This is a genomic window from Vibrio sp. ZF 223 (assembly GCF_003050585.1).
GTDB classification, from domain to species: Bacteria; Pseudomonadota; Gammaproteobacteria; order Enterobacterales; family Vibrionaceae; genus Vibrio; species Vibrio crassostreae.
In genome coordinates this window covers 389,915-414,179 of the sequence record NZ_PIGB01000001.1, presented here as the reverse complement: position 1 = coordinate 414,179, position 24,265 = coordinate 389,915, and the positions used below count along the sequence as shown (strand labels likewise).

General features: G+C 43.7%; 18 protein-coding genes. 8 read left to right on the top strand and 10 right to left on the bottom strand.

The window, feature by feature from the left end; genetic code table 11:
- Positions 1 to 328 precede the first annotated feature (328 nt).
- A complete protein-coding gene (locus CWO13_RS01800; protein ID WP_108082428.1) occupies positions 329 to 2,209 on the bottom strand; it encodes a hypothetical protein in 1,881 nt (626 codons plus the stop codon).
- 218 nt (positions 2,210 to 2,427) lie between these two features.
- Positions 2,428 to 4,332 carry a bifunctional metallophosphatase/5'-nucleotidase gene (locus CWO13_RS01795; RefSeq protein WP_108082427.1) on the bottom strand — a complete coding sequence of 635 codons (1,905 nt, stop codon included), beginning with the start codon at positions 4,330 to 4,332 and terminating at the stop codon, positions 2,428 to 2,430.
- Positions 4,333 to 4,703: 371 nt separating this feature from the next.
- Here CWO13_RS01795 and CWO13_RS01790 point away from each other — a divergent pair, with 371 nt between their 5' ends.
- The 3 genes from CWO13_RS01790 to CWO13_RS01780 all read left to right on the top strand — a co-directional run bounded on the left by CWO13_RS01790 (position 4,704) and on the right by CWO13_RS01780 (position 7,554).
- Positions 4,704 to 5,546: an ABC transporter ATP-binding protein gene (locus CWO13_RS01790; RefSeq protein WP_108082426.1), complete on the top strand. Its 843-nt coding sequence runs from the start codon at positions 4,704 to 4,706 to the stop codon at positions 5,544 to 5,546.
- Positions 5,543 to 6,505, top strand: a complete 963-nt coding sequence (locus tag CWO13_RS01785) for an ABC transporter substrate-binding protein (protein ID WP_102432330.1) — start codon at positions 5,543 to 5,545, stop codon at positions 6,503 to 6,505. Before CWO13_RS01790 ends, CWO13_RS01785 begins: the two co-directional genes overlap by 4 nt.
- A gap of 101 nt (positions 6,506 to 6,606) precedes the next feature.
- On the top strand, positions 6,607 to 7,554 hold the full coding sequence (locus CWO13_RS01780) for a FecCD family ABC transporter permease (protein WP_065614844.1): 948 nt from the start codon (positions 6,607 to 6,609) through the stop codon (positions 7,552 to 7,554).
- A 20-nt stretch (positions 7,555 to 7,574) separates the two neighbouring features.
- Here CWO13_RS01780 and CWO13_RS01775 read toward each other — a convergent pair whose 3' ends face one another.
- Entirely contained in the window at positions 7,575 to 8,564 is a 990-nt protein-coding gene (locus tag CWO13_RS01775) for a zinc-dependent alcohol dehydrogenase family protein (RefSeq protein WP_102432332.1), read from the bottom strand.
- A gap of 19 nt (positions 8,565 to 8,583) precedes the next feature.
- Positions 8,584 to 9,372 carry a phytanoyl-CoA dioxygenase family protein gene (locus CWO13_RS01770; RefSeq protein WP_108082425.1) on the bottom strand — a complete coding sequence of 263 codons (789 nt, stop codon included), beginning with the start codon at positions 9,370 to 9,372 and terminating at the stop codon, positions 8,584 to 8,586.
- 284 nt (positions 9,373 to 9,656) lie between these two features.
- Here CWO13_RS01770 and CWO13_RS01765 point away from each other — a divergent pair, with 284 nt between their 5' ends.
- The gene (locus tag CWO13_RS01765) at positions 9,657 to 10,844 is read left to right on the top strand and encodes a GGDEF domain-containing protein (protein ID WP_108082424.1); all 1,188 of its coding nucleotides are present in this window, start codon (positions 9,657 to 9,659) and stop codon (positions 10,842 to 10,844) included.
- Between the two features lie 53 nt (positions 10,845 to 10,897).
- On the opposite strand, the gene CWO13_RS01760 is transcribed toward CWO13_RS01765, so the two are convergent.
- The 3 genes from CWO13_RS01760 to CWO13_RS01750 form a co-directional block, all read right to left on the bottom strand.
- The gene (locus tag CWO13_RS01760) at positions 10,898 to 11,143 is read right to left on the bottom strand and encodes a hypothetical protein (RefSeq protein ID WP_102432335.1); all 246 of its coding nucleotides are present in this window, start codon (positions 11,141 to 11,143) and stop codon (positions 10,898 to 10,900) included.
- 175 nt (positions 11,144 to 11,318) lie between these two features.
- Positions 11,319 to 12,200 (bottom strand): DMT family transporter, encoded by an 882-nt coding sequence (locus CWO13_RS01755; protein WP_102432336.1) that lies wholly within the window; start codon positions 12,198 to 12,200, stop codon positions 11,319 to 11,321.
- 123 nt (positions 12,201 to 12,323) lie between these two features.
- A complete protein-coding gene (locus tag CWO13_RS01750) occupies positions 12,324 to 13,655 on the bottom strand; it encodes an MFS transporter (RefSeq protein WP_108082423.1) in 1,332 nt (443 codons plus the stop codon).
- A gap of 300 nt (positions 13,656 to 13,955) precedes the next feature.
- Between CWO13_RS01750 and CWO13_RS01745 the strand changes: the two genes are divergently transcribed.
- Together CWO13_RS01745 and CWO13_RS01740 are read left to right on the top strand one after the other, a co-directional pair.
- Positions 13,956 to 14,720 (top strand): helix-turn-helix domain-containing protein, encoded by a 765-nt coding sequence (locus tag CWO13_RS01745; RefSeq protein ID WP_240698020.1) that lies wholly within the window; start codon positions 13,956 to 13,958, stop codon positions 14,718 to 14,720.
- Between the two features lie 100 nt (positions 14,721 to 14,820).
- Positions 14,821 to 16,014 carry an MFS transporter gene (locus tag CWO13_RS01740; protein WP_170960801.1) on the top strand — a complete coding sequence of 398 codons (1,194 nt, stop codon included), beginning with the start codon at positions 14,821 to 14,823 and terminating at the stop codon, positions 16,012 to 16,014.
- Positions 16,015 to 16,156: 142 nt separating this feature from the next.
- On the opposite strand, the gene luxN is transcribed toward CWO13_RS01740, so the two are convergent.
- Together luxN and CWO13_RS01730 are read right to left on the bottom strand one after the other, a co-directional pair.
- Positions 16,157 to 18,763: a quorum-sensing autoinducer 1 sensor kinase/phosphatase LuxN gene (gene luxN, locus CWO13_RS01735; protein WP_102479329.1), complete on the bottom strand. Its 2,607-nt coding sequence runs from the start codon at positions 18,761 to 18,763 to the stop codon at positions 16,157 to 16,159.
- Positions 18,756 to 19,967, bottom strand: coding sequence for an acyl-homoserine-lactone synthase (locus CWO13_RS01730; RefSeq protein ID WP_102432340.1), 1,212 nt, complete (start codon positions 19,965 to 19,967; stop codon positions 18,756 to 18,758). Before CWO13_RS01730 ends, luxN begins: the two co-directional genes overlap by 8 nt.
- 439 nt (positions 19,968 to 20,406) lie before the next feature.
- On the opposite strand from CWO13_RS01730, the gene CWO13_RS01725 reads away from it, so the two are divergent.
- Together CWO13_RS01725 and CWO13_RS01720 are read left to right on the top strand one after the other, a co-directional pair.
- Positions 20,407 to 22,866: a M9 family metallopeptidase gene (locus CWO13_RS01725; protein WP_108082422.1), complete on the top strand. Its 2,460-nt coding sequence runs from the start codon at positions 20,407 to 20,409 to the stop codon at positions 22,864 to 22,866.
- A gap of 250 nt (positions 22,867 to 23,116) precedes the next feature.
- Entirely contained in the window at positions 23,117 to 23,509 is a 393-nt protein-coding gene (locus tag CWO13_RS01720) for a cystatin domain-containing protein (RefSeq protein ID WP_108082421.1), read from the top strand.
- Between the two features lie 104 nt (positions 23,510 to 23,613).
- On the opposite strand, the gene CWO13_RS01715 is transcribed toward CWO13_RS01720, so the two are convergent.
- A complete protein-coding gene (locus CWO13_RS01715; protein WP_108082420.1) occupies positions 23,614 to 24,192 on the bottom strand; it encodes a hypothetical protein in 579 nt (192 codons plus the stop codon).
- Positions 24,193 to 24,265: the final 73 nt, after the last annotated feature.

The following is a 24,265-nucleotide window of genomic DNA, read 5'->3' as shown; positions in this document are numbered from 1 at the left end:
ATTTAAAACATTAGAGCGATTTATATCGAATTATTAATAACTTGTACTTCGAAAAGAGGGAAATAGATCAGTGTGGGGAGGGATAAGGATGTTAGTGGGAGTTTTGAGCCACCTCGGATGCTTTTAGATTTTTCGTCAGATGGTTGGTGATCTCGTTTAAGTGAAATAAATCATGGCTCAAATTATTAAACGTTGTATTTATGAAAGTGGTGAGGGTTGGTGCTGTTTTGCTAGCTTGTTTCTGTCTGTTCTTTCGCAGCCTACTAGCTCGCTGGGAACAAGTCGATGGACTGTAAGGCCAGTTGAATCTTCCATAGACTGGAAAGAATTATGAGTACTTCTTAATAGAGTCTCGACACCTTTTTATGATAACAGCATCTTGAGACACTCTATGTTTCATACTCGATAACCGCGTAAATATTGGATTATCTGCCAAACTTGACTGACGACTATAGTGGCACAATGTCGTTAACAACCAACCACCAAGAGAAACATAAGCCCCACCAGAAACGTTATTGTATTCCATGATCGCTCCGGTCACTAATGGCCCGAAAGCTCCAGTACAATCTAAAGCAGCCAAATTCCCTCTATTCTTTTCTATTTGCATGAGTTCTTTTCTAAGCTCATATAGTTTTAAACTTAGTTCATCTTTGCTTAAATTGGAGTAGCCCTTCAATATGTCTGGAATAGCTCTAAGGCTATTACTAGTAAGAGCATCATCCAGTTCTAGTACATTCATGTCATTATTAATTGCCAGAACATTCTCCAAGAGAATGCTAATCTCGGACTCTCTAATAAACGAAGAGTTGTTAATCACTCCATTGTAAAGGCAGCCAACAGCTTCACAAGCCGCAACCTCTGAATACTGTTCGGAATCAAATGGAAAGTGATGTGCATTTAATCCTTGTGCAAACTCAAAGCTAGAACTGGCCGTAGCAAGCTCAATAGATAAATCTTTCCCTTTAACTTCAAATAGTTTGGTAGCTAAATTAGAAAATCCAGCTCTAAAAACAGAAGTAGCTCCTTCTTTATCTATCATGTACTCTGAAAACTGCCATTGTTCAGAAAGCGACTTGGCTAAAAGTTTGAGTCCTTCGCTATTAGACCTCGCACAATAATAGAGAAACGCATATTGCTCATCACTAGAAAATGTAGAGCCAACAATGCCAGACTTTTTTTGTATACCCTGAATTGTTGTTGCTGCTAATCGCCTTGAGAATATTATTGCATTCGGATTGACCTCTATAATTTCTTGCAATAGAGTTTGCGAGTATCTTGCTAAATTTTGTGGAACAACAAAAAGCAGCCGACCTCTAATAATAAGTTCTTTTAACTCAAGTGGATTTATACCAAACATGCTATAAAAGTCTCTCTCCTCAGACTTAAATGGCAATGCTATAACAACCTTTTCATAAAGAGATAAATATACCCTCAAATTTCTGCGTTCAAATACAGAGGCGTCTACGAAACATTTAGTATTTTTCCCCGAAAAATCATTAGGCAAAAATATATCTTGGTGTTCTAGCTCATCACCATTAAAAATAATGTTCCTATTTTTAACCCAGAAATCTTCATCTTCTTCATACCTATCCAAAACATTTCTAGGAAATTGTTTCTGAATTAAACCACTAGCTATAATTTGAAGGTTATTTTTAGAGTCATCTTTGAAATCGACCACTCCTGGATAATCACTGATATCATGATTTACCTCGAAAACATAATCAAAACCCTGATGACCTAAGGATTCACAGATAAGTTGAATATCTTCTTTTTCATCATTAGTTATTTCATTCTTCAGTACAATTCTAAACTCATTCGTCGCCCACTTCATATCAGCATGAAATGGTTGATACTTTTTAGGAATGTGAATATTTAATTGATTAATAAACTCATCCATAAAAAGAGGCTGACCAAACAAGTGGGATTTTTCGAAAGAGTCTCGAAGTGGAATTTTGATGAAACCAGGGAGCTTTCCGCCAACAATGACTACGGGAGGAATAGCCACTGTCCTAAACTCTTCATAGTGACTCTCTAATGCAGCCCTTTTTTCGTCATCACCAAGAACCTCTTGAATAACTGCATAAATTCTTTCACCATCTGTATACAATCCATCATGGGAAAGCTCATGCGTCTCGAACCTAAATGACTCATAGTTATTTTTGATGGTATCGACGATAGAAACCGAATAAGGATAACTTATCCTAGACAATGCACTCCCTCCCAAAACAAAATAAACCTAAGCATAGTTTATACGAACATTAACAAAGTAATGGGGGCAAGTCTTGCTTTTTGCCTGGCAAGCTTAATCCAAATAACCCCGTTTAACGTCATCAAATTAGGACTCTTTAAAACTAACACAAAATAAAGCAATCAACGACTTAACCAGGCTCTAAGCGTCGTTAAGTCGTTATTGGTTATAGGTCAGGGTTAATTGAGCGCTTCAATCAGAGTGATTTCGCGTTTGATTTGCTTACTCTCTTGCTCAGTCGCCTGCGCCAGTTTCTTTTCGCGTGTGGTTATGGCTGCTTGTTTGGCTTCGTCAGATTTGAACATCAGTTCTTTTACGTTGATAGAAGCGATGTTTGTGTAGCGGCCATCGTCACTGGTCGGGATTGATATGGTTTCATCATTAATCAATGACTTTACGATCTCTCGCTGTTCATTGTAGCGGTTCTCTAACCCCGAAAGTGCCCATCGCTGCTGAGTTTTACCTTCATACTTGCCGTTCTTTTCTTCTTTAAGATACTTGATAGTCATGTTACGGATCGTGCCTGCTTCTTCTCCATACTCTGCTTCTGTATCAAAGAGTACAGGGAACGATTCTCCTTCTAGCACGCCGCCTTTCTTGGTTAGATGACCCATTCGATAGCTATTCATACCAATACGGATTTCTGTTTGATCAGTAACCGGTGTGCCATCAGTAAATGTAAGGTTGGTGATGCGGGTACCTGCTGGCTGAGTGAGGTCGATGGTATAAGTTACGCCCGCGAAGAAGTCATTGGTCGAATATTTTGATGCTCTGCGTTCAGGGTTAAAGCTGTAGGTCACATCACCGGGTTGCACTGAGTTGAAGTAGCCCGCAGACCATTCCATGTAGGTTCTTAACTCTTTGCCTGTCATCTGGTAGACAGTGATTTCGCCACCCGCGTATTGGTAGTTGTACGCGATGTCTTTGGCTTTGATTGGGCCAACATCGAGCTCTGCATTGTCGTTGTCTATTTGAAGTGCAATGACATTGGCTTTGGGGGCATAAAAGAAGCTCGCTTCTTGGTATAGCGCACTGATGCCTGTGTCTTGAACGTGGACTTGAGGGATACCGCGGATTTCGTTTTCTGGGACTAAATCAACGCCGGTAAGCTGAGCGACAGGTCGATTCGCCATTTCTCGGAGTTGTTTGTGATAAGGCTGGTATAGCTCGTCCATATTCTCATCAGAATCTATGCCTTTAATTTTATAGGTGAAGCTGTCTTTGTTGACGAGAGTGAATGTGCCATCGCGCTCTTCAAATTGAAGATCGATACGAGATAGGGCGCGGCCATATTTGTCGGGTTCAGTAATAATAACGCCATTCACAACGGCTTTATCGATGCGAGTGTGCATGTGGCCAGCGACGATGGCATCAAGCTCTGGGTTTGCGTTGGCAATGTCTGTGACACCGGTGTCGGCAATGTCATTCTCGTTCTCAATTCCCATATGGGCAACCAATACGATGGCATCCACTTTATCATCAATCTCTTTGATGATTTTCTTCACTTCCAAGGTTGGGTTAGTGAAAGTGACGCCTTCTAAACGGTTGGTGCCTTGCGCAAAGACCTCCGTCATTGGGGTATCCATTCCGATCACGCCGATCTTAATGCTACCGCGTTCTAGAATGGTGTAACCCGGTAAGAATGGATTTCCGTTTTTGTTCTTGATGTTGCCACCGAGAGACTGCCCTTTAAATTGGGTAACGGCTCTGTTGAGGGTTTTAAGGCCAAAGTCGAATTCGTGGTTACCTAAAACCCATACATCGTATTTCATGTGATTAAAGCCAAGCATCATTGGATCAACAGGCTCGTCTTTGAAGGTTTCTACGAAGTTGCCTTGGATGGTGTCGCCAGCATCGACAAGGATAATGTTAGATTGCTCTTTGCGGATCTCACCAACCTTGGTCGCGATTTGGCTCAAGCTACCACGAGTGTTGAGTTTATCCGCCGCGTAATCCCACGCCATAAAATGACCATGGATATCTGAAGTACCCAGTATCGTGACATCGTGTATGTCTCCATCAGCTGCAAAGGTGGGAAAGGCTAGAGAGAGTAGGATGGCGCTTGATAGTATGTGTCTTTTCATAAGTATGTTCACATCGTGGTTTTAAGTATGACGCTACCATATAGAATCGAGATTACCTTATGGGTGATCAGTGTCATATTTATAGTGATATAACTTACTGATGTTTCAAATAAATGTGACTCGTGACTGTCTCGCAACAACTTAAGTGACGATGAAACCCACCACAACTCTTCGCTCTCTTTTCAATCCTCGATTTCTTTAATCAAACTTTCTAAGCGAATCATTTTTCTTAAACACGACTGTCTTTATTCAAGGTGAGTGGATTATCCCGCCATTCCCATGACTTCTTAGCGCGGTCTTAATATTTCTATTATTAACTATACCTTTAATTTATTGATATGTTATAACGTATCAATAAATGTTGTTTTTGGATGTTCGGTGGAAAATTGAATAAACCTGTATTGTCTGTGCGCGGGCTCTGCGCTGATGGCTTGGCTAACTGGAGGGCCGTCTCCGATGTTACATTTGATGTGAACGACGGTGAATGCATTGCCATCATTGGGCCTAATGGAAGTGGAAAGTCCAGTTTGCTGAAAGGCATTACAGGCGAATACAAAACCGTCGCGGGTGAGTTGATGTTGTCTGGCATTGCACTTGGAAGCCTTGAGCGGCAGCAGATAGCCAAACAAGTCGCGGTGGTTACTCAACATGAGCATGTTGACCCTCGTTTGAGTGTTGCTGAGTATGTTGGCTTAGGCCGTACTCCTCATACGTTTTGTTGTAGCGCAAAAGAGCACAAACGAGCGGTTCAGCAGGCGATGCAAGATGTCGGACTTGTTCACAAAAGCCAGCGGTGCTTTGGTGAGCTATCTGGTGGTGAACAGCAACGTGCAAGTATTGCTCGCGCCTTCGCACAAGAGCCGCGGCTTTTACTCTTAGATGAGCCTACAAACCACCTTGATCCTCTCGCTCGTCTTGAACTTCTGAGCCTAATTAAACAACGTGGCATTGCGTCTGTTGTGGTGCTGCACGATTTACCTTTGGTAGCGCCATTCGCCGATAAAGTCCTGTTGATGTCAGGCCAAAAAATGGTGGCGTTCTCAGCCCCAGAGACGGTGATTCAAGACCGATACATGATCCCTGTTTTTGGATTGCGGGTTCTTACGTTCAATCATCCTGTTATATGCAGCACCATCCATCATTTTGAAGCTGCATCAACTCACTCAACTCACTTAACTCTTTCTAATCACTCTTTAATAGGAGCTGCCCAATGAAGTGGCCTGTAATTTCCAGTCTTTTGTTTCTTTTACCTTTCTCTTGTGTGCATGCGACAAGCACTCAATACCCAGTGACGGTTGATAACTGTGGGAGCCCACTGACCATAGAAAAGCGACCTTTAAGAGCGGTTGTACACGACATCAATATGACCGAGATGGCGTTTGCTCTTGGTCTTCAAAAGGAGATGGTGGGCGTTACGGGTATTACCGGGTGGTACAAGATGTCGAGTTCGTTTGAAGAACGTTTAGGTGATATTCCTGAGCTCGCACCTAAGTATCCTTCATTAGAAACATTGATTGCTGCTGATGCTGACTTCTTTTTCGCTGGCTGGAATTATGGAATGAAAGTAGGTGGTGAAGTGACGCCTCAAACACTGAAGCCATACGGGATTGATACCTTAGTGCTCTCTGAAAGTTGCATTCATACCCAAGACCAAAAAGAAGGCGCGACAATGGATCTGCTTTATGGCGATATGAAAAAGTTAGGCGTTATTTTCGACAAGCAAGCAGAGGCCGAGGCTTTGGTGAAAAACTGGAAAGAGAGAGTTGAAAAAATAGCAGAAAAGCAAAAAGCATCAGGTAAGCCGAGCCCAAAAGTGTTCTTGTTTGATTCGGGTGAAGACAAGCCTTTCACCGCGGGTAAGTACGGAATGCCAAACGCAATGATTGAAGCTGCTGGTGGTCAAAATATCACAGGCAATATGGAAGCTAGTTGGGCTCGAACCTCTTGGGAGAATGTCGCTCGTGAAAACCCAGATGTGATTATCCTTCTGGATTACCAATCGGCGAGTGGTGCCGATTCGTTGCAACGTTTCCTCGAAGCCCATCCGTTAATGAAATACACCAATGCGGTCACTTCTGGTCGCTATGTCAAACTGCGTTATGAGCAACTCACCCCTGGGCCTGCCAATATCGATGCCATTGAGAAACTTGCAGAAGCGTTCGTTTCTGAGTGATCGGGAAGGTTATTATATGAAACCTTATTATTGATAAGAGTAGTAGTCCGTTGATTTTATTTGATAAATATCGGGCAGCATGGCTAACAGGTATCACTGCTATGCTGCTCGCCTTCATGATGAGTTTGCAGTTTGGCTCGGTTCCTTTGTCTTTCAAAGAAGTGCTCATAGGGTTGAGTTCTTTCACTGATCCAATGCCGGATATGACCAGTCGAATACTGATCGATCTAAGGTTACCTAGAGCATTGTTAGCCGTTATTGCGGGCGCAGGGCTGGCGATGGTTGGCGCGTTGCTTCAAACCTCGACACGCAATGATCTGGCGGATCCGTTTCTGTTTGGCTTGTCATCTGGCGCGTCTGCTGGTGCGGTGTTGGTGATCACCAAAGTGGGAGACGCTCTGGGTGTTTGGTCGCTCCCACTGGCTGCATTCTCGGGTGGTATTGTGTCGGCGACCGCTGTTCTGATTCTGTTTTCGATGCAGAAGAAAAAGGGCAATGACAACTTGATCTTGTGTGGTTTGGCGATCTCATTTCTATTCGGAGCCATCACCAGCTTTTTGATTTATTCAGGCGACCAAAGAGCGGCGAGTTCGATTTTGTTCTGGACTATGGGAGGCTTGGGGCTCGCGCGTTGGGATAATTTGATTTTTGCCTTGGCGGGCGTGTTATGTCTGATTGCGTTAATTTTCAAGCGTTATCGCGAGCTCGATACTTTGTTAGTGAGTGAACAGACGACAAGCTCACTGGGGATCAACGTACACCGCCTACAAAGCGAGATTTTTCTTTGTTGTGCGTTTTGTACTGCGTCGATTGTATCGATGACCGGAGTGGTCGGTTTTATTGGCTTGATGGTCCCCCACTTAGTACGACCATTTTCAGGCGTCACTCACAAGCGAGCTCTGCCTCTGGTTGCCTTGTGGGGCGCGGTACTTTTACTATTTGGGGATGTGATTAGCCGAACCATATTAGCGCCACAAGAACTGCCTGTAGGTATTGTTACAGCAGCGCTTGGCGGGTTGTTCGTTTTGTATCTTGTTTGGCGTAAATAGTGCGGCTAAATTCCACCAAACTACACAGGCAGTAAGACGATCTTGCCATCTAAGCGTGTGGTTTTCGATTCAATAAGATCAATCGCGGTTTGCACTTCATCGAATGGCAGGTAGCGGTCGACGTCGAGCTGAATGTTGTTTGTGATGAAGTGATCTAGCATGGTCGTGAATTTATCACGGCGAACATCTTTACCTTCTGCTTCTTCCCAATAACGTAAGAAGAAGGTGCTGAAATCGATACCTTGGTTTTTCGCGTGCTCAAAAAAGCGTGGTTCATAAAAATCGAGCGACAGCGTACCATAGTTGATAAAACGCCCATTATTGCCAAGGGTGTGAATAAGATCGGTTCCGGGTGAGCCGCCAATCGCATCAAAGGCAACGGTCGGCATAGGCAAGCCTAACGCCTTAATTTGAGAAACTAAATCGTCGTTTGCATCTAATACCCAGCTTGTAGCAGTTGGGTATCGTTTCGGCTGTGATGTAACGATAATGATGTTGAAGCCGAGTGATACTGATAACTGTGAGAAGATCTTACCGATGGCAGAGCTGCCTGCGTTGATGATCAACACATCTTCTTGGGTCAGCTTGGCTACTTCTGTCGTCAGTACCCACGCGGTGAGCGCATTAATATACAACTGGCAGGCGTAGCCATTATCTAGGTGCTGAGGAATGTGGAAGAGGTTGTCTGGTGATACATCGACATAGTTCTGCCACGTTCCACTGGTTGCCACAAGCACGCGCTGATTTACTGAAAATTGAGCATATCTGGACTCTACAACTCTTCCGACTGCTTCGAATCCCGGCACTCTCGGCGGCTGGTGGCTGTGTTTGTATTGCCCAACACCATAAATAGACAACAGATCACTAGGGTTGATGTTAGTCGCTTCAATTTGTACTCGAACTTTATCTTTGTCTAGTGCCCCTAAAGCGACATGCTCTAGCTTGAGAGACTCTTTCGGCTGCCCGAAACGGAACTGGCTAATTCGGGTATTTTGCTTAGTGTCAGTCATAGTTCGGGCACCTTTGTGGTTATGAGTACTGCATCGACTTTAAGTGTAGCGTGTTCATAAACAATCTTGGATCAGCAATATTGCTTAGCATTGCTGGCGTTGGCAAGCAATCGTCATCAACGTAGTCGACATAGTCTGCTGCCGAGTCAAAGATCAAAATATCCAAGGCTAAACGATCTAGCCCGTATAGACCTCGATGGATCATGTCCGCTGAAAACACCAATAAGTCGCCTGCGGCTAACGGTATCTGCTTACCGCCAGAGATATCATCACTGCTCACTTTACCATTTTCTTCTTGGCGGACATTGTATTCTTCTTCATTGTCCCAGCGCTTGTGTGTTCCGGGGATAAGCTCCATTCCGGGCTCATCAAAGATAGGTACACGTAGGTGCAATACTTGGGTTTCCATGATGACTTTCATCTGGTCATCAATGTCGTAGTCGTATTGACAGTCGCGATGCCAGAAGTCTTTTTGCTGCGGGTTCACAGGGTTGAAAAACAGCTGCGTGTTCATGAAGGCAGGTTTGTTCGGTATCACCGCATCGACCACTTCCATCACTTTTTTTGAGCTGATGAAGTCGAAAAGCACGCTTCTATCGTCGGCAGGCAAATATTCGCTTCCCGTAATTAAAGACGAGTTAAATGCTTCTTCTTGATAGAATTCTTCGTTTTCTGCTTTCCATGATTCATGGAATTTCAGTACGACTTTTCTAAGCGATGTAATTTGAGCTTCATTGAAATAATTTCTGATAACAAAGTAACCATGTTCGTCGTATTGGTTACTTAATTGTTGGCTGTTTTCTACCACTGACTACCTTCGTTCCCACAGATTTCTTGGGCGCATAATGCCAGACAGTTGTCATTCAACCAAGTAACGAGTGCAGAAGCCTGTAGATTCAGTGATGCTATGAAGCCAAATGGGGGGAGTTTTACATGCCTATCTATGTCATAGGCTCATGCGACAAAAGTCTCTGCATATGTGATCCATCCCTTACTTTACAAAATGTAAATATTCATATGGTGAATCTTTGTGTGGTTTGCATGATTATTAAGAATGTTGCGATTTGGTTTGCGTATGGAAGATAGAAAATCATGGATGGTTTTTCGCTGGATATGAGAACACTTAATTTTATTATTATTTTGTTCTCTTTCATTTACTGTATTGGCTTATTGTTATTTCAATTCACTCAACAGCCAATTAAAGGGCTTTCTAGCTTTTCCTTTTCAATATTTGTTATTGGAACTGGACCGTTGATGTTGAGCCTAAGAGGGGAACTACCGGATTGGATCACTGTTATTGGTGCTAATATGGTCATTGCGCTTGGTTTTCATCTCGCTTTGTATAGTTTATGCCTGTTCCGAGAATACTCCTTAAAATGTACCTACTTCAGCAGTTTGATGATATTGGCTCTTCTGCTAGGTTTTATTCACTTCACGTACTATGAACCTTCCATCAAGGCTCGAATTATTCTCATTAGTTTCTATTTAGCCTTTGTCACTCTTTGCACTGCCTTTGTGGTGTTAAAGGGTCAACGTGATGACTTGAAGTTAGCTACTCGGATGATGGCCTTATCATTTTTGATATATGGCGGGTTTATGGCTTTCCGGGTATTGGTGACGCTATTTTCTGCTGAGCTGCAGGATTTCATGACGGCCGCGCTGATTCATCAACTTGCCTTTTTAGTGAGTATTGTTCTTATCGTGTCGATGAGCTTCACAATGCTCTGGTTGATTAATGCAAGATTGCTTAGGTCTATTCATGATCTGTCTTACAGCGATCCTTTAACGGCACTTGGAAACCGCAGAGCATTAGATGAAATGGTTCCAGTTATCATGAAGCAGGCGGGGACTACGCCTGTCAGTGCCATTATGATGGATATTGATAATTTTAAGTCGATCAATGACCAACACGGACACATAGTGGGTGATCTCGTTATCAAGTCTTTTGCTGAAATGGTTCAAAGTGCAATCAAAACATCGCCTACAGCCAGTGCGTTCCGTTTTGGCGGAGACGAGATAATGATTTTATTGCCCAATGTTAATTTCCTACAAGCACAGGCTATTGCTTGCAAGTTGCGGTTGTCTATTTCAGAGATCTCAGCAGTGCAAGGAAATGAGATGTTTCTGACGTCGAGTTTCGGTGTTGCTCAGCTTCACCCGAATGAGAGTTGGAATGGGTTTGTTAGCCGAGCCGATAAAGCGTTGTATCAAGCGAAAACAAACGGTCGTAATATGACTTCAATTTGTCCTAGTCATATTAACGAACTCGTCACTGCCTGATGATGACAGGTCTTTATGCGTTAGTTTGACCCGCCACTATTTTGATAAAGCCATTATATTGTTGGCTGTGGCGCTGAGTCTGCTTTTTGGCTTTGCGTTAACGTCTGTGAGGCAGTGGCTTTAGTTTCTTCCGTAGACGTAAAATGTTTATCAGTTAGCGTCACGGTCATTCCTTCATGCTTCACTGTTGTGCTTGACGCTTCTAATTGGGCTTGGTTTGTTGTCGCGGGCTTTGCGAATGCCATCATTGAGGTTGTAAAAAAGATCGTTGCTAGTGCGATTTGAGTAAGGGTTTTCATTGGGCTGTATCCTATTGGGTAATGATTAATAGCTGATACGTGCACTATAAAAATTATGTGGAGGCCGTTCTTATCATTTTACGCCACCGTAATATTTATGCGGTGGGTGAATATTTCACTGGGGTATGATTTCCAGTCCTCTTTGACCCAACGTCCAAGTATGGCGACGTTCAAATCACTGCCACATCACCAATACCGCTGCGATAGAGAGTAAGATGAGTGCAACAATGTCTTTGCGAGCAATACTTTGCCCCAACCAGAAGTAAGAGATTAACACCATAAAGACCACCTCAACTTGTCCCAACGTTTTCACATAAGGCACGGCTTGAAGTGACATTGCACTAAACCAGCCAAGAGAACCGATCACACTGGCTAGGCTTGTCATCACCACCAATCTCGACTTCTTGAATATCTGGTGTAACGTGTCGCGTTCTCTGAAAAAGAGGTACGTACAGATAATCACTGTTTGAAGAGAAATAACTAGGAACAGCACCCACGCTGCACTATGAGGGAAGGGAAGGCCGATGTTCAAGCTGGCTTCTCGAACCCAAAGAGACGTTAAAGCAAACGCGGTACTGCAAGCCATACCTAACAAAAACACTTTGGGGGAAAGGCTTCGCCAACCTGAAGCGCTACTCATGATGAGCACGCCCAAGGTGCCAATTAATACGCCTACCCAGCCTGTAACGGTCAACGCTGTGCCAAAAAATAACACGGAAAGCACAGCAGAAACCGGAGCTTCACACTTGGCAAGTCCAGCACCAATCGCATAGTTTTCGAGCTTAAATAGCATCACCATCAAGCCTGTTGCAAGGATCTGCATGATTGCCGCAGCAACTATGTAGAAAACAAACTCACCGGAAAAATTAGGCGCGGAGACTGGCTGCCATTGGTACAGCGAATAGAGATAAATAAGTGCGATTGGGCCAGCCCAAATAAAACGAGCCAGCGTAACGCCAGCCACACTCATTGTGCCCGCTAGTTTGCTTTGAAAGGCATTGCGCCAAGATTGGCTGAAGGCAGCAAGCAGGGTAAAGGCGATCCAACTAAAAGACATGACGCTTCCATGTGTGATGTAATTTGATGGTGATACTAACAAAAAATCACATGACAAGAAGTGTCATGATCTGTTTATAGCCACAGGCTCACCTTTATTCTCTATTCAGTATTAGAGCGCTTTTCAGAAGATCGGCTGTTTCTTGTTTTTGAAATAAAACAACGCGCTGATTAACACGAACAGTAAGGCGAAGTAATAGCAGAATGAAGAGAGCGATGCTAAGAAGGCGAGGTTCTGTTCTATTTCTTGCTCGGTGTAATTATTAGAGACCAATTTGTAGTAGTAAGCGTACAAGATCCCGATCAGCCCGTATCCGAGGTTAAACATCAAACCTTTGAAACTAAGAACGGTGGCTCGGTTATGTGACTCGGTCTTTTTGTTTAGGTGGTAGCTGATGAAAATGTTCATCGTCATGATGATAAAGATAAGCACCAGCGCAGGAACTACCCCATAGATGGACCAACCTAAACTGATCCAATAGTAGGTCGCGATACTTGCTAAGCCCATGACAATAATAAAGGTTTTTGGCTCGATACTTTCTGCCAACCTCCGGCTTTGCCCCGCTAAAATGATTTTTAGCAGACTGATTCCCGCGCCAATAAAACCAAAATAAATAATAGGAATATCGATAGCGAGATAGTATTGGCTGTTCATGGTTAAGAACATGCGTGAAGTGTGTTCGAACAAGCTGTAATAGAGCAAGATGAACAGCACGTAAGGCGTAGCAAGTACCCACTTACCTGTATCAGCCGTTAACTTGAGGCTGGCGATGGTCGTTGCTAATTTGCTCTGATCGCTTGGCATCACCTTCTTTTCTTCACGCATGTTTATCGCGGCATAAATTGCGAGTAACGCGACCAAGAGAGTCGCGAACACAGGGATTCGCATCAGGTCTTTGGTGCTTTCTGGCTCGGCTAGCCCAAGGAAATGAAAGATGTTCGCCATGAAGTTCACGTCGTACATCGCAGCGCCGATCAAGGTGACAAAGATACCGACACTAGAAGCGATACGGAGCTGGATTTGTAACACTCGCGGCCACAACTCTTCATTGCCTTGTTCTTTTAAGGTGTCGTAAGCCAATGCCTCATCTGCACCACTTGCCAATGCCATTGCTAACCCACTGAGTATTCGGTTGACCAAAAATACCATGAACACCAAGTTAGCGTCTCCGGTCGGTACGAGTGCGATCATGGCTATCTCTATGAACATCACAATCGAAGACAACACTACAAGCTGTTTGCGACCTAAGGTATCGGCGAATGCCCCAGATGGAACTTCTGCAAGTACGATGGTCGCCGCCCAAACTACGTTTAGCATGGCAAACTGAGAGAGGGTTAGTCCGTAATCTAAATAGAGTAGGGTGAATATAGGGTAATAAAAACGCGCAAAGTAGCTGCTTCTAAACATTAAGAAGTAGCGGACATTGGGAATTTTAAGAATCTCTTTGAGCGTCATGATAATTTCAGTAATTTAGATAATACATTCTTATGTATAACCCTTTTACTCTTTTAAATCATGGAATTGTTGCATTCTTCAATATCTTTCTGATTTATCGAGAATCTGTTGAATGGGTAAGGCTTGCGGCGTTATGCTTTTATAAGGAAAAATCATACCGGAGAGTGCTTGGTGCTCAATCATTGTCGCGTAATCGACAGTTATTGGCGTGAAACCCTAAATGGTTCTGTTTATTAAGAGATAGATTGAGTTAACGGGAATTAGAAAACTTAAAGAGATAGATGGAATATCTACTTAAGATTGAGCCTATACTTAAAGCTTATCAATAAGATAAAGGATGAAATAATTAATTTGGACGACTATCAAGTCATTGTTAAGCATCATGAATCGCACTACTCAGGCGAGGTACATACTCATGATTATGCTCATTTAGCTTTTATACACCAAGGCTGCCAAATTCTATCAACTGACCAGCACAGTTTACTCTCTATGCCCGGCTCTTTAATTTATATTCCCGCTGGCGTACCACATCGTGCTGACTTTCTAAAGCAATCACATGTTTCCTTACTTCGCCTACCCCAAGCTGCAACTCCTAATATAACTAAAATATGCATATTGGACGTATCACCCATCGTTGCTCAGCTATTCAGTGTTTGGGAAAATGGAGGACCAGAACAAAAGCTCGTGACTCACTATGTGCACGTTCTAGTCGACCAATGCATCCTTTGTAAGCCAACCAATAACCCCCTAATTGCAAAGGGAGGGATGGACAGACGACTGCTATTGGTAATTGAAGCATTATCAAACAAACCTAACATCAAAATGTCTATCTCAGATTTATCTAAGCAAACAGGGGCTTCCGTTCGTACCTTAAACCGACTTTTTTTGTCGAGTTTCAAAGCATCTTTTCGAGATATCCGACAAAAGGTGGTGATGGAACGTGCTGAAAAAATGATGGCAAAAGGCATTAGCGCAACTGACATTGCATTCGAACTTGAGTACTCAAGCCTGTCTTCATTCTCTACTGCATTTAAAGAACATCAGAAAAAAGCACCCCAGAATTAAACTTGGCGCAATTTGTAAACACAGTGTCGTTTTACCCAAAACCTTAACGTGAGGATCTATTTAACATGACGCTCTGTTCTTAACGTTTATGGGAAAACGAGTGTCCAAAATAACCAATATATTTATCAGCATTTTAATGGCATCGAGCTATTTTTTTGCGTCGAGCATGTATACGCCAAGCTTTCCAGATATACAAAGTGAACTCCACACCTCTGAGGCGCTAGTACAACAGACGTTAAGTCTGTTTTTTATCGCTTTAGCATGCAGCCAGCTTATCTGTGGGCCGTTATCCGAGCGGTATGGGCGAAAGCCCGTTGCTATTCTTTCATCTGCGATTTTTGTCGTTGGTTCAATGACTTGTCTCATGGCTGATAACATAGATATTCTGTTACTGGGTAGGATCATCCAAGGTTTAGGGGTTGGTGGCCTTTACCTGCTCTGCCGAACAATACTCCAAGACGCCTTCGAAAAAACGGAACTCATGGGGATACTTGCTTGGTATGGGATTCTTTTTATGAGCCTACCCGGTTTAACGCTGATTTTAGGGGGATACCTGACTCAACACTTTGGTTGGCAAGGTAATTTTGTCTTCATGGCATCTTTATCGATCGCAACACTATTGATTATCACATTTATGAAACGCGAAACGATCAGCCAGAAGAACCCTGATGCAATTAAGCTTAAACAGATACTAAAAGACTATGCTTTCATCACATCGAACGTAACGTTTCTGTGTTATTTGGCAATGATGTTCAGCGGGACGAGTTGCCTACTGCTTTTCCAAGTAACGGGTTCTTTTGTTGCTCAGAATCAATTTGATTTAACGGCCGCAGATTACGGAATTGGGTCAATGGTTTTGATAGCGAGTAGCGTTGCATCAAGATTAATTTGGAACCAGTTTCTGAAGAATCGTATCAGCGAAAATATGACTCTAGTTTATGGGAGCCTGATTCAAATTGTAGGCTGTGCTGTTATTACTCTTAGCCTTTTCGTACATAGCTACTCACTAGTGTTACTCGGGTTTTCATTGATGGCGTTTGGCTCTGCATTTTTACTTGCGATAGCTGGTGTTTCTGCATTGTATTTGTTTCCTAATCACAAGGGGCAGGTTGGTGCTATCTACGGTGCTTTGCAGATGGTTGGAGCATTTGGTTTTACGTTTTGTTTATCGTTCGTTCCGGCCAATCACGAGGTAATGGTTCTGAGCAGCTGGGTATTGTCACTGATGAGCAGTGCCGCAATTATTGTCATGTACATGTGCCAGCGAAAAACGTTGGAAATGCCTGTCGCTTAATCAAGTTTGATTCAGAAAAGTCATCGAATTGATAATTTAGGCTGTTAATTTTGCTAACAAAAAAATCCCCTCAAGGTACGCTCTGAAGGGATTTTTTATTAACCAATAATGCAGTTGTTAGCCATTACCTGCTTGCCATTAGCTATTCATTTTCTGTTTCCTTAGAAGCATTAGACGTTGTGCCTTTTTTCAACCAATTATCAAGCACGTGTTGCAGTGCATTCAAAGAGGTTGGTTTCTCTAGGCGACCATCCATCAACTTGCTGATCATATCTAACTCGTGCTGTCCTGATTCGCCAGATAAAGCAATGATTGGCGTTTGAGGAGAACGTGCCTTGATGATTTGGCTTGCGTCAAAACCATTCATTATTGGCATTTGTACGTCCATTAAGATCAAATCGACCTTATGTGTTTTGAACTGCTCGACGGCATTCTCACCGTTTTTGGCTTGTAAGCTATTTACGCCAAGTCGACTCAGGTACATTTGAACAAGTGTGCGTTGTACTTCTTTATCATCGACGATAAGTACGGTTGGAGCCAAATGATTTCCTGGCTTTAATGTACTTGTGGGTTCTGAATTTTGCGTTGCCGCTTGGTTATCTGGCTTAGCTTCTACGTTGGTTTTGTTTTCAGTTGTGGTTTGATTACTTTTCCAATCATTGAAGTAAGGCGTACGAAGTGCGTCTGCTTTGGGTGCATTGGGTACCACAGGGAAGTACAGGTGGAACTCAGTAAACTCCCCAAGCTTAGAGTGGCATTCAACCCGGCCGCCAAATGAACGCATCACTCGTTGGCAATAGCCAAGTCCTAGGCCACTACCACCGCTTTTTTGGTAAGAGAAGAAGTCATCAAAAATCTTATGCGTAATGGCTTCATCAATGCCGGGACCGGTATCTCTGAATATTAGAACGTTCTCGTAAGATCCTGTGTTGGTGCTGATCTCAATTTGGCTTTCTGGGTAAGAATCAAAGTAGTAGATTGCATTGCGTATCAGGTTGAAAATGACGAAGTTGAATAAGGTTTCGTTCAGCTTTGCTACAAAATCAGCGTGTTGTGGTAAACGAATGCGTTCAATGATCTTTTCATTCTCAAAACCATAGTGGCTTACGGCTTGATCCACGGCTTTGTGGATAGAGGTCATCGTCACAGGACCGTTTTCCGGCGTACTGTCACTGACTTCGCGCAGGATGATATCAATCAGTTGCCGCCCGCGTTGAATCGCCGCTTGGCCATTCTCAATATCCTTTAGGATTTGTTTAGCTGGGGCTTGGTTATCTATGTGCTGCTTTAACACCTCAAAATGCAGCTGCACTTGAGCAAGAGGGTTACGCATTTCGTGTGCGATAGAATTAGCAAGGGCGCGACTTTGGCGAATGCGTCTATCGGCTTCAATGGTGCTTTGTACACGAGTTAACAAGGTTTGCAGGGCAGAGATCTCTTCGTTAGAGAACATCTGATCGTTGCTCTTGTGTGACGACACCAATAAGTGCGTGACCGATTTCCCCTGACCAAATAAAGGCATCACCAAGGCGGTGTCGTTTGAACTCATCTTGTCATACAGGGCTTTTATTGAGCGCTTGGCTGGTGCGGTGTAATCAAGCTCCTGAGAAAGTTCGTCAAACACTAAAACAGACTTGTTGGTAGACAGATAATCTTCGTAGAAAGTTTCGTTGTAGTTGCTGTTCACCAGACGCAGCTTGTCTTCTGGAATCTGTAGTAGGCTACCTAATCGACGCATTGCATCATCAATCGACAGCTTGAAATCGTCTTCTAGTGAGAGGATCTGCTGTACTGGCGTTTTCTTGTTTCCGTAGACAAAGAAGGAAGCGTAGTGGCTCACTCGTTTGTAGAGAACATGCCAAGTGATGCCGATAATCGCACAGATTGGGATAGCAACGAGCCATTGACTGTTGTCTGTTAGCGGGATAAATATCGCGCCAAAAGGGATCACCAAAATAGCACAGACCAACAGCGCATTTAGGCTCATGTACGCAAGGTATTTCACGCTGTAGAAGCGCGAGGTCAGCAGGGCATAGCCAACGAACAACATTTCACTGATCGACAAAGCTGGTGGCAGCCAAGTGAGCGAGAAATCACGCAAGAAGTAGGTCATGCCTAGGTGGATTGTCGCAGTGGACAGCATGAATACTAAGATACCTGCGATCATGTAGTTGGTTTTGGCTAAGGTCAGCTTACTACTGTTGGCGCGCATGGCCACGAGGTTGAGTAGTGTTAGGACAACAAAACTTATCATCCCAATGAAGAAGTAAGGTGTTTGAGGGCCGAACTCAATCACGAACTGGCTTGGGCCTGCAATGGTGACGTGTTCAACGGTTAACCCCGGACTTAAATTGATAAAGAAGGAGTAGACGGTTAAGGTGACGAAAATGGCTTGTTGCCATGCGTGAACCTTACCATTGCGTTGTTCGGCGGCGAGCTTACACGAGAAGTAATAGGCAAAGGCAAACGCAAAGAAAGAGGCGAGGTTGGCAAACTTTGCGGCGAACACGGCGGCCGGGGCCCCAAGTTCCGGTAATAAGTCGGTATGGAAATAAGCGTTACTGCTGATCCACGCAACAATGCAGATCGAATACGCGATGTAAGGGGCATGGTGTGTCCCCGCAATCACTTCGTTCTTTTGTTTCAGGCGATAGCAGTAATAGAACAACCACATGACAACCACAGCCACGGTTGCAAGCAGTGTGATTGCTTTTGCATAGATGATCGCCTCTAGGCCGAAATCAAACATGTTCATCCTTTCTTACCGAGCTCGATTTTTCTAATGACTTTCGGCTTTCTCGCACTGCGCGTTTGTAGCTGCGAAAATCGACATTATTGAACGCTTTTACCATTATCTCGAAATTCCAGAACCCACGATAAATTGTTGTGCCATCATTATTTAATTCGCAATACCCAGAATGGAAGTATGCTTTAGAATCAATGGTTTGATAAAACTGAAGCATGAAAGGTTGCTCGATAATAGTAAAACCGATTTTGTAGCCTATTTGATGTAATACACTCATCAGCTCTTTTTGAGCAAGGTAGAGGAAATAGAGTTTTTGTTGGGTATTACCACTGACTGTCAGACGCAGCACTTCACACAGGGCATTCTTATCGGACAATTGTAACTGGAATTGTTGGTCAAATTCTGGGAGAGAGTAACATTTTGACAGTGTAGGCGGTGTCAAAAGTTGTAACCCTGCGAGTTCAGCATAGCCGTAATTGGGTAAACAGTATTGCCATTGCTCATTGCTGAACGGCGGTGCGTAACTTAGCCAAGTGTCATTCTTAGACCAGTCTTGAATCAGCGCAGAGGAAACCAGTGTTGGAAAGGCTTCATCGACTGGATGTTTGAGCAGAATAAAATGCTTACCTGCCTGAGAAAGGTGTAATAAAGGCAGCATCTCAAACCATTTTTCACCCTTGATGAACACCTCAAGATTGCTCAAAGCAATGGCATCGCTGATGGACATTCCTTGTGGGTGGCTCGGTGTTTGTACCACAAGCGGATCATCTTCTATTCGTTCAATGATTGCACCATAGTAAGCGCTGTCTTTGATAGGGAGTTCAGTGTGAGAGGGCGCACTTGCGTCCAACGGTGATTTTGCTTTGATGGCTGCAATTTCACATTCACACCAAAAATCTAACCAATGCATGTAACACTGACTTGCGGCCGCTTCTAACAGTGCCATCTCTTTCGATAAGGAACTTGGATAGCGTTGAATAAGCTCGCGATAGTCCATCAGTTCAAATAAAACTGAGAGGCTTTTGTGTTGATGTTCGGGGAAGAACGATTCTAATAGTCGTCGACGATAGTCTGTGACGGTTTGGAAAAGAGCGATACGTTCTTGTGGCTGATAAGCGTTGATCGTGAGCTCGATCAGCGCTTGTTGTTTCTTTTCGATAGACAGACTGCTAGCCAATAGTGAGTCTAAAGACGACGTTAATTTCATGGTGTGAACCTAGCCTAGGTTTATATAATTATTTTTATTTGATTTGCACCAGTCAACTCGACACGGACTTATAGTAAGTATTTGAAATAAAGTTACTTTGATGAACAAACGTAACTCTAATTGTGTCTATTGTTTTTAAAAACAAGTTGCATAATCGAGCGCAAGTTTACTACTTGTGCTGACCCTTAACAATATGGGTTAGTCATGTACGAATTAATTAATGATTCCCTAAATTAGAGTGCTCTCAATCACTTATATGGTTTGATCATGTGTGGAAGTTAATTTATTCAATCTGAGAATATCTTTTTGAATTTATAAATTGGTCCTGAGTGTTTATTTTTTGAACCAAGCTCATAAATCATACGCAACTCAATTCACCTTATAGATTGTAAGGAATATAACAGCGTGCTCAATTATATAATTAACTAATGAGTGTGGTATGTCTCATCTCCGTCTATTTCCACGTCATCGCTTGGCGATCGCTTGTATGCTTGCCAGTGCGTCCAGTTTCTCTTTTGCTCAAAATCAGTGTGAGGTGCTTGATCTTCAACAGGCGTCCAATCTTGCACTCGCTGTCTCTTCGGCAAACAACAGTTGCTACAGTTCTTGGTTCTCTGCATCGAATAATTCACTAGATAATATCTATAGCGAAGCAAACCTAAGCCGCATTCAAGTTGCACTGAACTCAGAAATAACTCGTTACCGAGGTGAAGCTGAACAAGCCCGTAAACTTGAAAACCTTGGTGAGTTTGTTCGTGCCGCTTATTACGTTCGCTATAACGCGCAAGCGCAAGACTTCAGCGAAGCGTTGAGTCAGCGTTTTGCTCAGTCGACGATTGCTTTCTTAGCTAACCCTGATGCGTTAGATCAAGGTCGTGAGCAGGTGGGTGCATTGAAAAGCCTGACGCTAATGGTCGATAACGTTAAACAATTGCCACTGACAATGGATGCGCAACTTGCGGCATTACGTCACTTCAACCAAGAAACGGCGCAAGACTCACAATGGGTCGATGGGTTAAACAATCTGTTTCGAGCAATGGCAGGGCACGCAGCTAGAGATGACTTCTACGATTACATGGCGAGCCATACCCAGCATATCGACACGCTTGCAGCATTCGCCCGTGATAACACGTGGGCTTTAGATACTGATGCGAGCTTCCTTGTTTATAACGCCGTGCGTGAAACTGGTCGTTTGCTGGCAAGCCCGGATAAATTAACGAAAGACAAAGCGCTGCGTTTTATGCAGCAAGTGATGGTACAAAACCCACTTGGCAGTGAGCATGACAAGCTTTGGTTAGCGGCGGTTGAGATGATGGGGTATTACGCGCCAGACGGCTTGAATGGATTGGATCTAGAGCAAGCAAAACGTGATTTAGCAATGCGTGTACTTCCCAATCGTCATGAGTGCCAAGGGCCTGCGATTATTCGCTCTCAAGATTTAACGCAAGCACAATCAATTGAAGCATGTGATGTACTCGCGGCAAAAGAGGCGGACTTTCATCAAGTTGCGAACACAGGCCAACAACCTGTCGCCGACGATAATAACGAGCGAGTTGAAGTCGCGGTGTTTGACAGTAAAGGTAGCTACACCGATTACTCTGCATTCTTGTTTGGAAATACCACCGACAACGGAGGTCAGTATTTAGAAGGTAACCCTGCCGAAGTGGGTAACGTGGCGCGTTTCGTCGCTTACCGTTACGCTAACGGCGATGACCTTTCAATTCTCAATTTAGAGCATGAGTACACTCACTATCTCGATGCGCGCTTTAACCAATACGGCTCCTTTAGCGACAACTTGGCACATGGTCACGTTGTGTGGTGGCTAGAAGGTTTTGCTGAGTTCATGCATTACAAGCAAGGTTACGATGCCGCTGTTGGTTTGATTAGCAGCGGGAAGATGAGTTTATCGGACGTGCTTGCGACCACCTACTCTCATGATTCCAACCGTATCTATCGATGGGGTTACTTGGCGGTGCGCTTTATGATGGAAGAACATCCTCAAGAAGTGCAGAGCTTGTTGGCACTGTCTCGTGCTGGCAAATTTTCAGAATGGGCGCAACAAGTGAAAGTGCTTGGCCAGCAATACAATGGTGAGTTTGATCGTTGGCTAGACACTGTTTCAAGTGAACCAACAGAGCCTACTGATCCCACAGAACCGACTGACCCCACAAATCCGACAGACCAAGCCATAGTGCTTGCAGCAAACCAAGGTGTAGTGTTGAACGGCGAGGCGTACAGTGAGCAGCTGTTCTACGTCGATGTACCTGAGAACACCACGCATTTTGAGGTTTCGATTGAAGGTCATGCTTCAGGTCAAAGCCAAGGTGATGCTGATCTTTACATGAGCTACAACAAAGAAGCGCATTACTATGATTTTGAATTCAGCCAATACGGAAATGGAAGTAATGAGATGGTGACGTTTGAACCAAAGTCATCGGGTTTCATCAAACCGGGTCGTTACTACATGAGTATTGCAGGACGCACCGATTTCAATGACGTAACACTGTTGGCATCACTAGAGACAGAAGCGCCAACGCCGCCATCACAAGAACAAGATGATTTAACGCCAATAATACTGGAATCAGGTCAGCCTCAAATACTCACCGTGCACCAACGACGTTATGCGGCGGTTTATGTTCCACAGGGCGTGCAAGAGGTAAGAGTATGGTTGAATGATAAGAGTGACGTTGCTGAGAGTGGACAGTCGAATGCTGGCAACGTTGATCTATTTGCAAGTCGTTCATACTGGCCTACTTCAGGGCAACACGATTATGCCTCTAATTACCGTGGTAGCAATGAGTACCTGCAAATCCCTGTAACAGAAGAAGGCTATGTGCATTTCTTACTGAGTGCTGAACAGCATGGGGATGATGTCGAGATGTTGGTGTTCTTTCACTAGCAAAACAGGCAGCAATTAAAAAGCACTAACGAAAACGCCACCTAATCTAAATGATCTAAATATCAATTGAATAGACGGGTAAAAAGCCGGGTTGTAGTGTCCGGCTTTGTTTTTCTGACAGTGCTCTGTATTTATAGAGTAGTTACACCATAATCTCTGATGAAGTAATGACATTTAAGGTCTAAGCTTGCCTACATATGAAACATTATTGCGAGTATTCCCTCGTGAATGATTGAGGTAGAGAGAATTTATGAAGAAAGTACGATTAACATCATTACTTGGAATTGCAACCTTGTTTAGTGTCGCTGCGTTAGCTGGGTGTAGTCAGAAATCTGAGGTTCCAGCTCAATCACAGGAAAAAGTGAATCCTATCTGTAGCACTAAAAATCTTACTGGTGGTTGGTCGCAAAGCGATATTACACCTGAAGCTAAGCAAGCTTTAGACGCAGTTCTTGGCCAAATGAACACTTCAGCTGAGCTCAAGCAGATCTTGAGTGTTCGAACTCAAGTCGTCGCGGGTTTGAACTATGCTATTGAGTTTGAGATGGATAATGGTGAAGTGTGGAACACCATCGTTTACCGTTCTCTACAAGGTGACATCGAAATGACGCGACCTGCACAGAAAGGTCGTTTGTGTTCATAATCTAGAGGCTTCTGTACCTTGTGAGATAAGCTTGATAGCAAATAAAAATGGCTCCGTATCGGGAGCCGTTTTGGTTTTTAAGAAGACTGATTTATTGAACGCTTTTAATCGGCCAGTTCGGGCGCAGCTAACTCTTGAACACAAGCACGGCTGATGTCTTCATCAATATAAGCCATTCCCAGCTTGTTTAAGTAATCCATACGATCAGCGGTGCGAAGTTCAATGTCAGGGCCTGAGATGTTGTTTTCTTGATAAACCTTAGCCATGTGAGTCATGAAATGCTCGCCCACACTCATCATTAACAGGCTCATCGCACCCACGTCCGGTCTTACTTTGGCACGCTGTTTTTCAGACAGGTTTACCGCTAACACGATAGGTTGTTCTTCTCCTTCGAAACGAACACTACGCTCACGAACGGTTTGTTGCGCCCAGTAATACGCCAGTTCTTTGCTCTGGGTGAGAAACACTGGTTCAACCGATTCGGTGTAGTTATTGCCGATGGTCGCCATGGTTTTTGAAGCCGCTTCGTTGAGGGCTTTGTCTCCAGAGCGCTTTAGTCCTTGGCCTTGAATAGAAGCGAGTAAAGCTGAAGATGTACCGTGATACCAAGTATCACCCGTCGCGAAACCATTTTCTGATAGCAGCGTTTTTGCATCTTGTAGGTGTTTAGGTATTGAAGTCATAGGCACTCTCAATCAAAAGAAATATCAACAAACAGGAATCTCAAAAAACTTGAATACAGTTAGCTTAAACAGA

What these genes read in the sequence shown, in the direction of transcription:
- CWO13_RS01790 (WP_108082426.1), top strand. Translation starts at nt 4,704, where the DNA reads ATGTTCGGTGGAAAATTGAATAAACCTGTATTGTCTGTGCGCGGGCTC.
- CWO13_RS01730 (WP_102432340.1), bottom strand. Translation starts at nt 19,967, where the DNA reads ATGAAATTAACGTCGTCTTTAGACTCACTATTGGCTAGCAGTCTGTCT.
- CWO13_RS01795 (WP_108082427.1), bottom strand. Translation starts at nt 4,332, where the DNA reads ATGAAAAGACACATACTATCAAGCGCCATCCTACTCTCTCTAGCCTTT.
- CWO13_RS01755 (WP_102432336.1), bottom strand. Translation starts at nt 12,200, where the DNA reads ATGTCTTTTAGTTGGATCGCCTTTACCCTGCTTGCTGCCTTCAGCCAA.
- CWO13_RS01775 (WP_102432332.1), bottom strand. Translation starts at nt 8,564, where the DNA reads ATGACTGACACTAAGCAAAATACCCGAATTAGCCAGTTCCGTTTCGGG.
- CWO13_RS01720 (WP_108082421.1), top strand. Translation starts at nt 23,117, where the DNA reads ATGAAGAAAGTACGATTAACATCATTACTTGGAATTGCAACCTTGTTT.
- CWO13_RS01715 (WP_108082420.1), bottom strand. Translation starts at nt 24,192, where the DNA reads ATGACTTCAATACCTAAACACCTACAAGATGCAAAAACGCTGCTATCA.
- CWO13_RS01760 (WP_102432335.1), bottom strand. Translation starts at nt 11,143, where the DNA reads ATGAAAACCCTTACTCAAATCGCACTAGCAACGATCTTTTTTACAACC.
- CWO13_RS01785 (WP_102432330.1), top strand. Translation starts at nt 5,543, where the DNA reads ATGAAGTGGCCTGTAATTTCCAGTCTTTTGTTTCTTTTACCTTTCTCT.
- CWO13_RS01725 (WP_108082422.1), top strand. Translation starts at nt 20,407, where the DNA reads ATGTCTCATCTCCGTCTATTTCCACGTCATCGCTTGGCGATCGCTTGT.
- CWO13_RS01780 (WP_065614844.1), top strand. Translation starts at nt 6,607, where the DNA reads ATGCTGCTCGCCTTCATGATGAGTTTGCAGTTTGGCTCGGTTCCTTTG.
- luxN (WP_102479329.1), bottom strand. Translation starts at nt 18,763, where the DNA reads ATGTTTGATTTCGGCCTAGAGGCGATCATCTATGCAAAAGCAATCACA.
- CWO13_RS01765 (WP_108082424.1), top strand. Translation starts at nt 9,657, where the DNA reads ATGGATGGTTTTTCGCTGGATATGAGAACACTTAATTTTATTATTATT.
- CWO13_RS01750 (WP_108082423.1), bottom strand. Translation starts at nt 13,655, where the DNA reads ATGACGCTCAAAGAGATTCTTAAAATTCCCAATGTCCGCTACTTCTTA.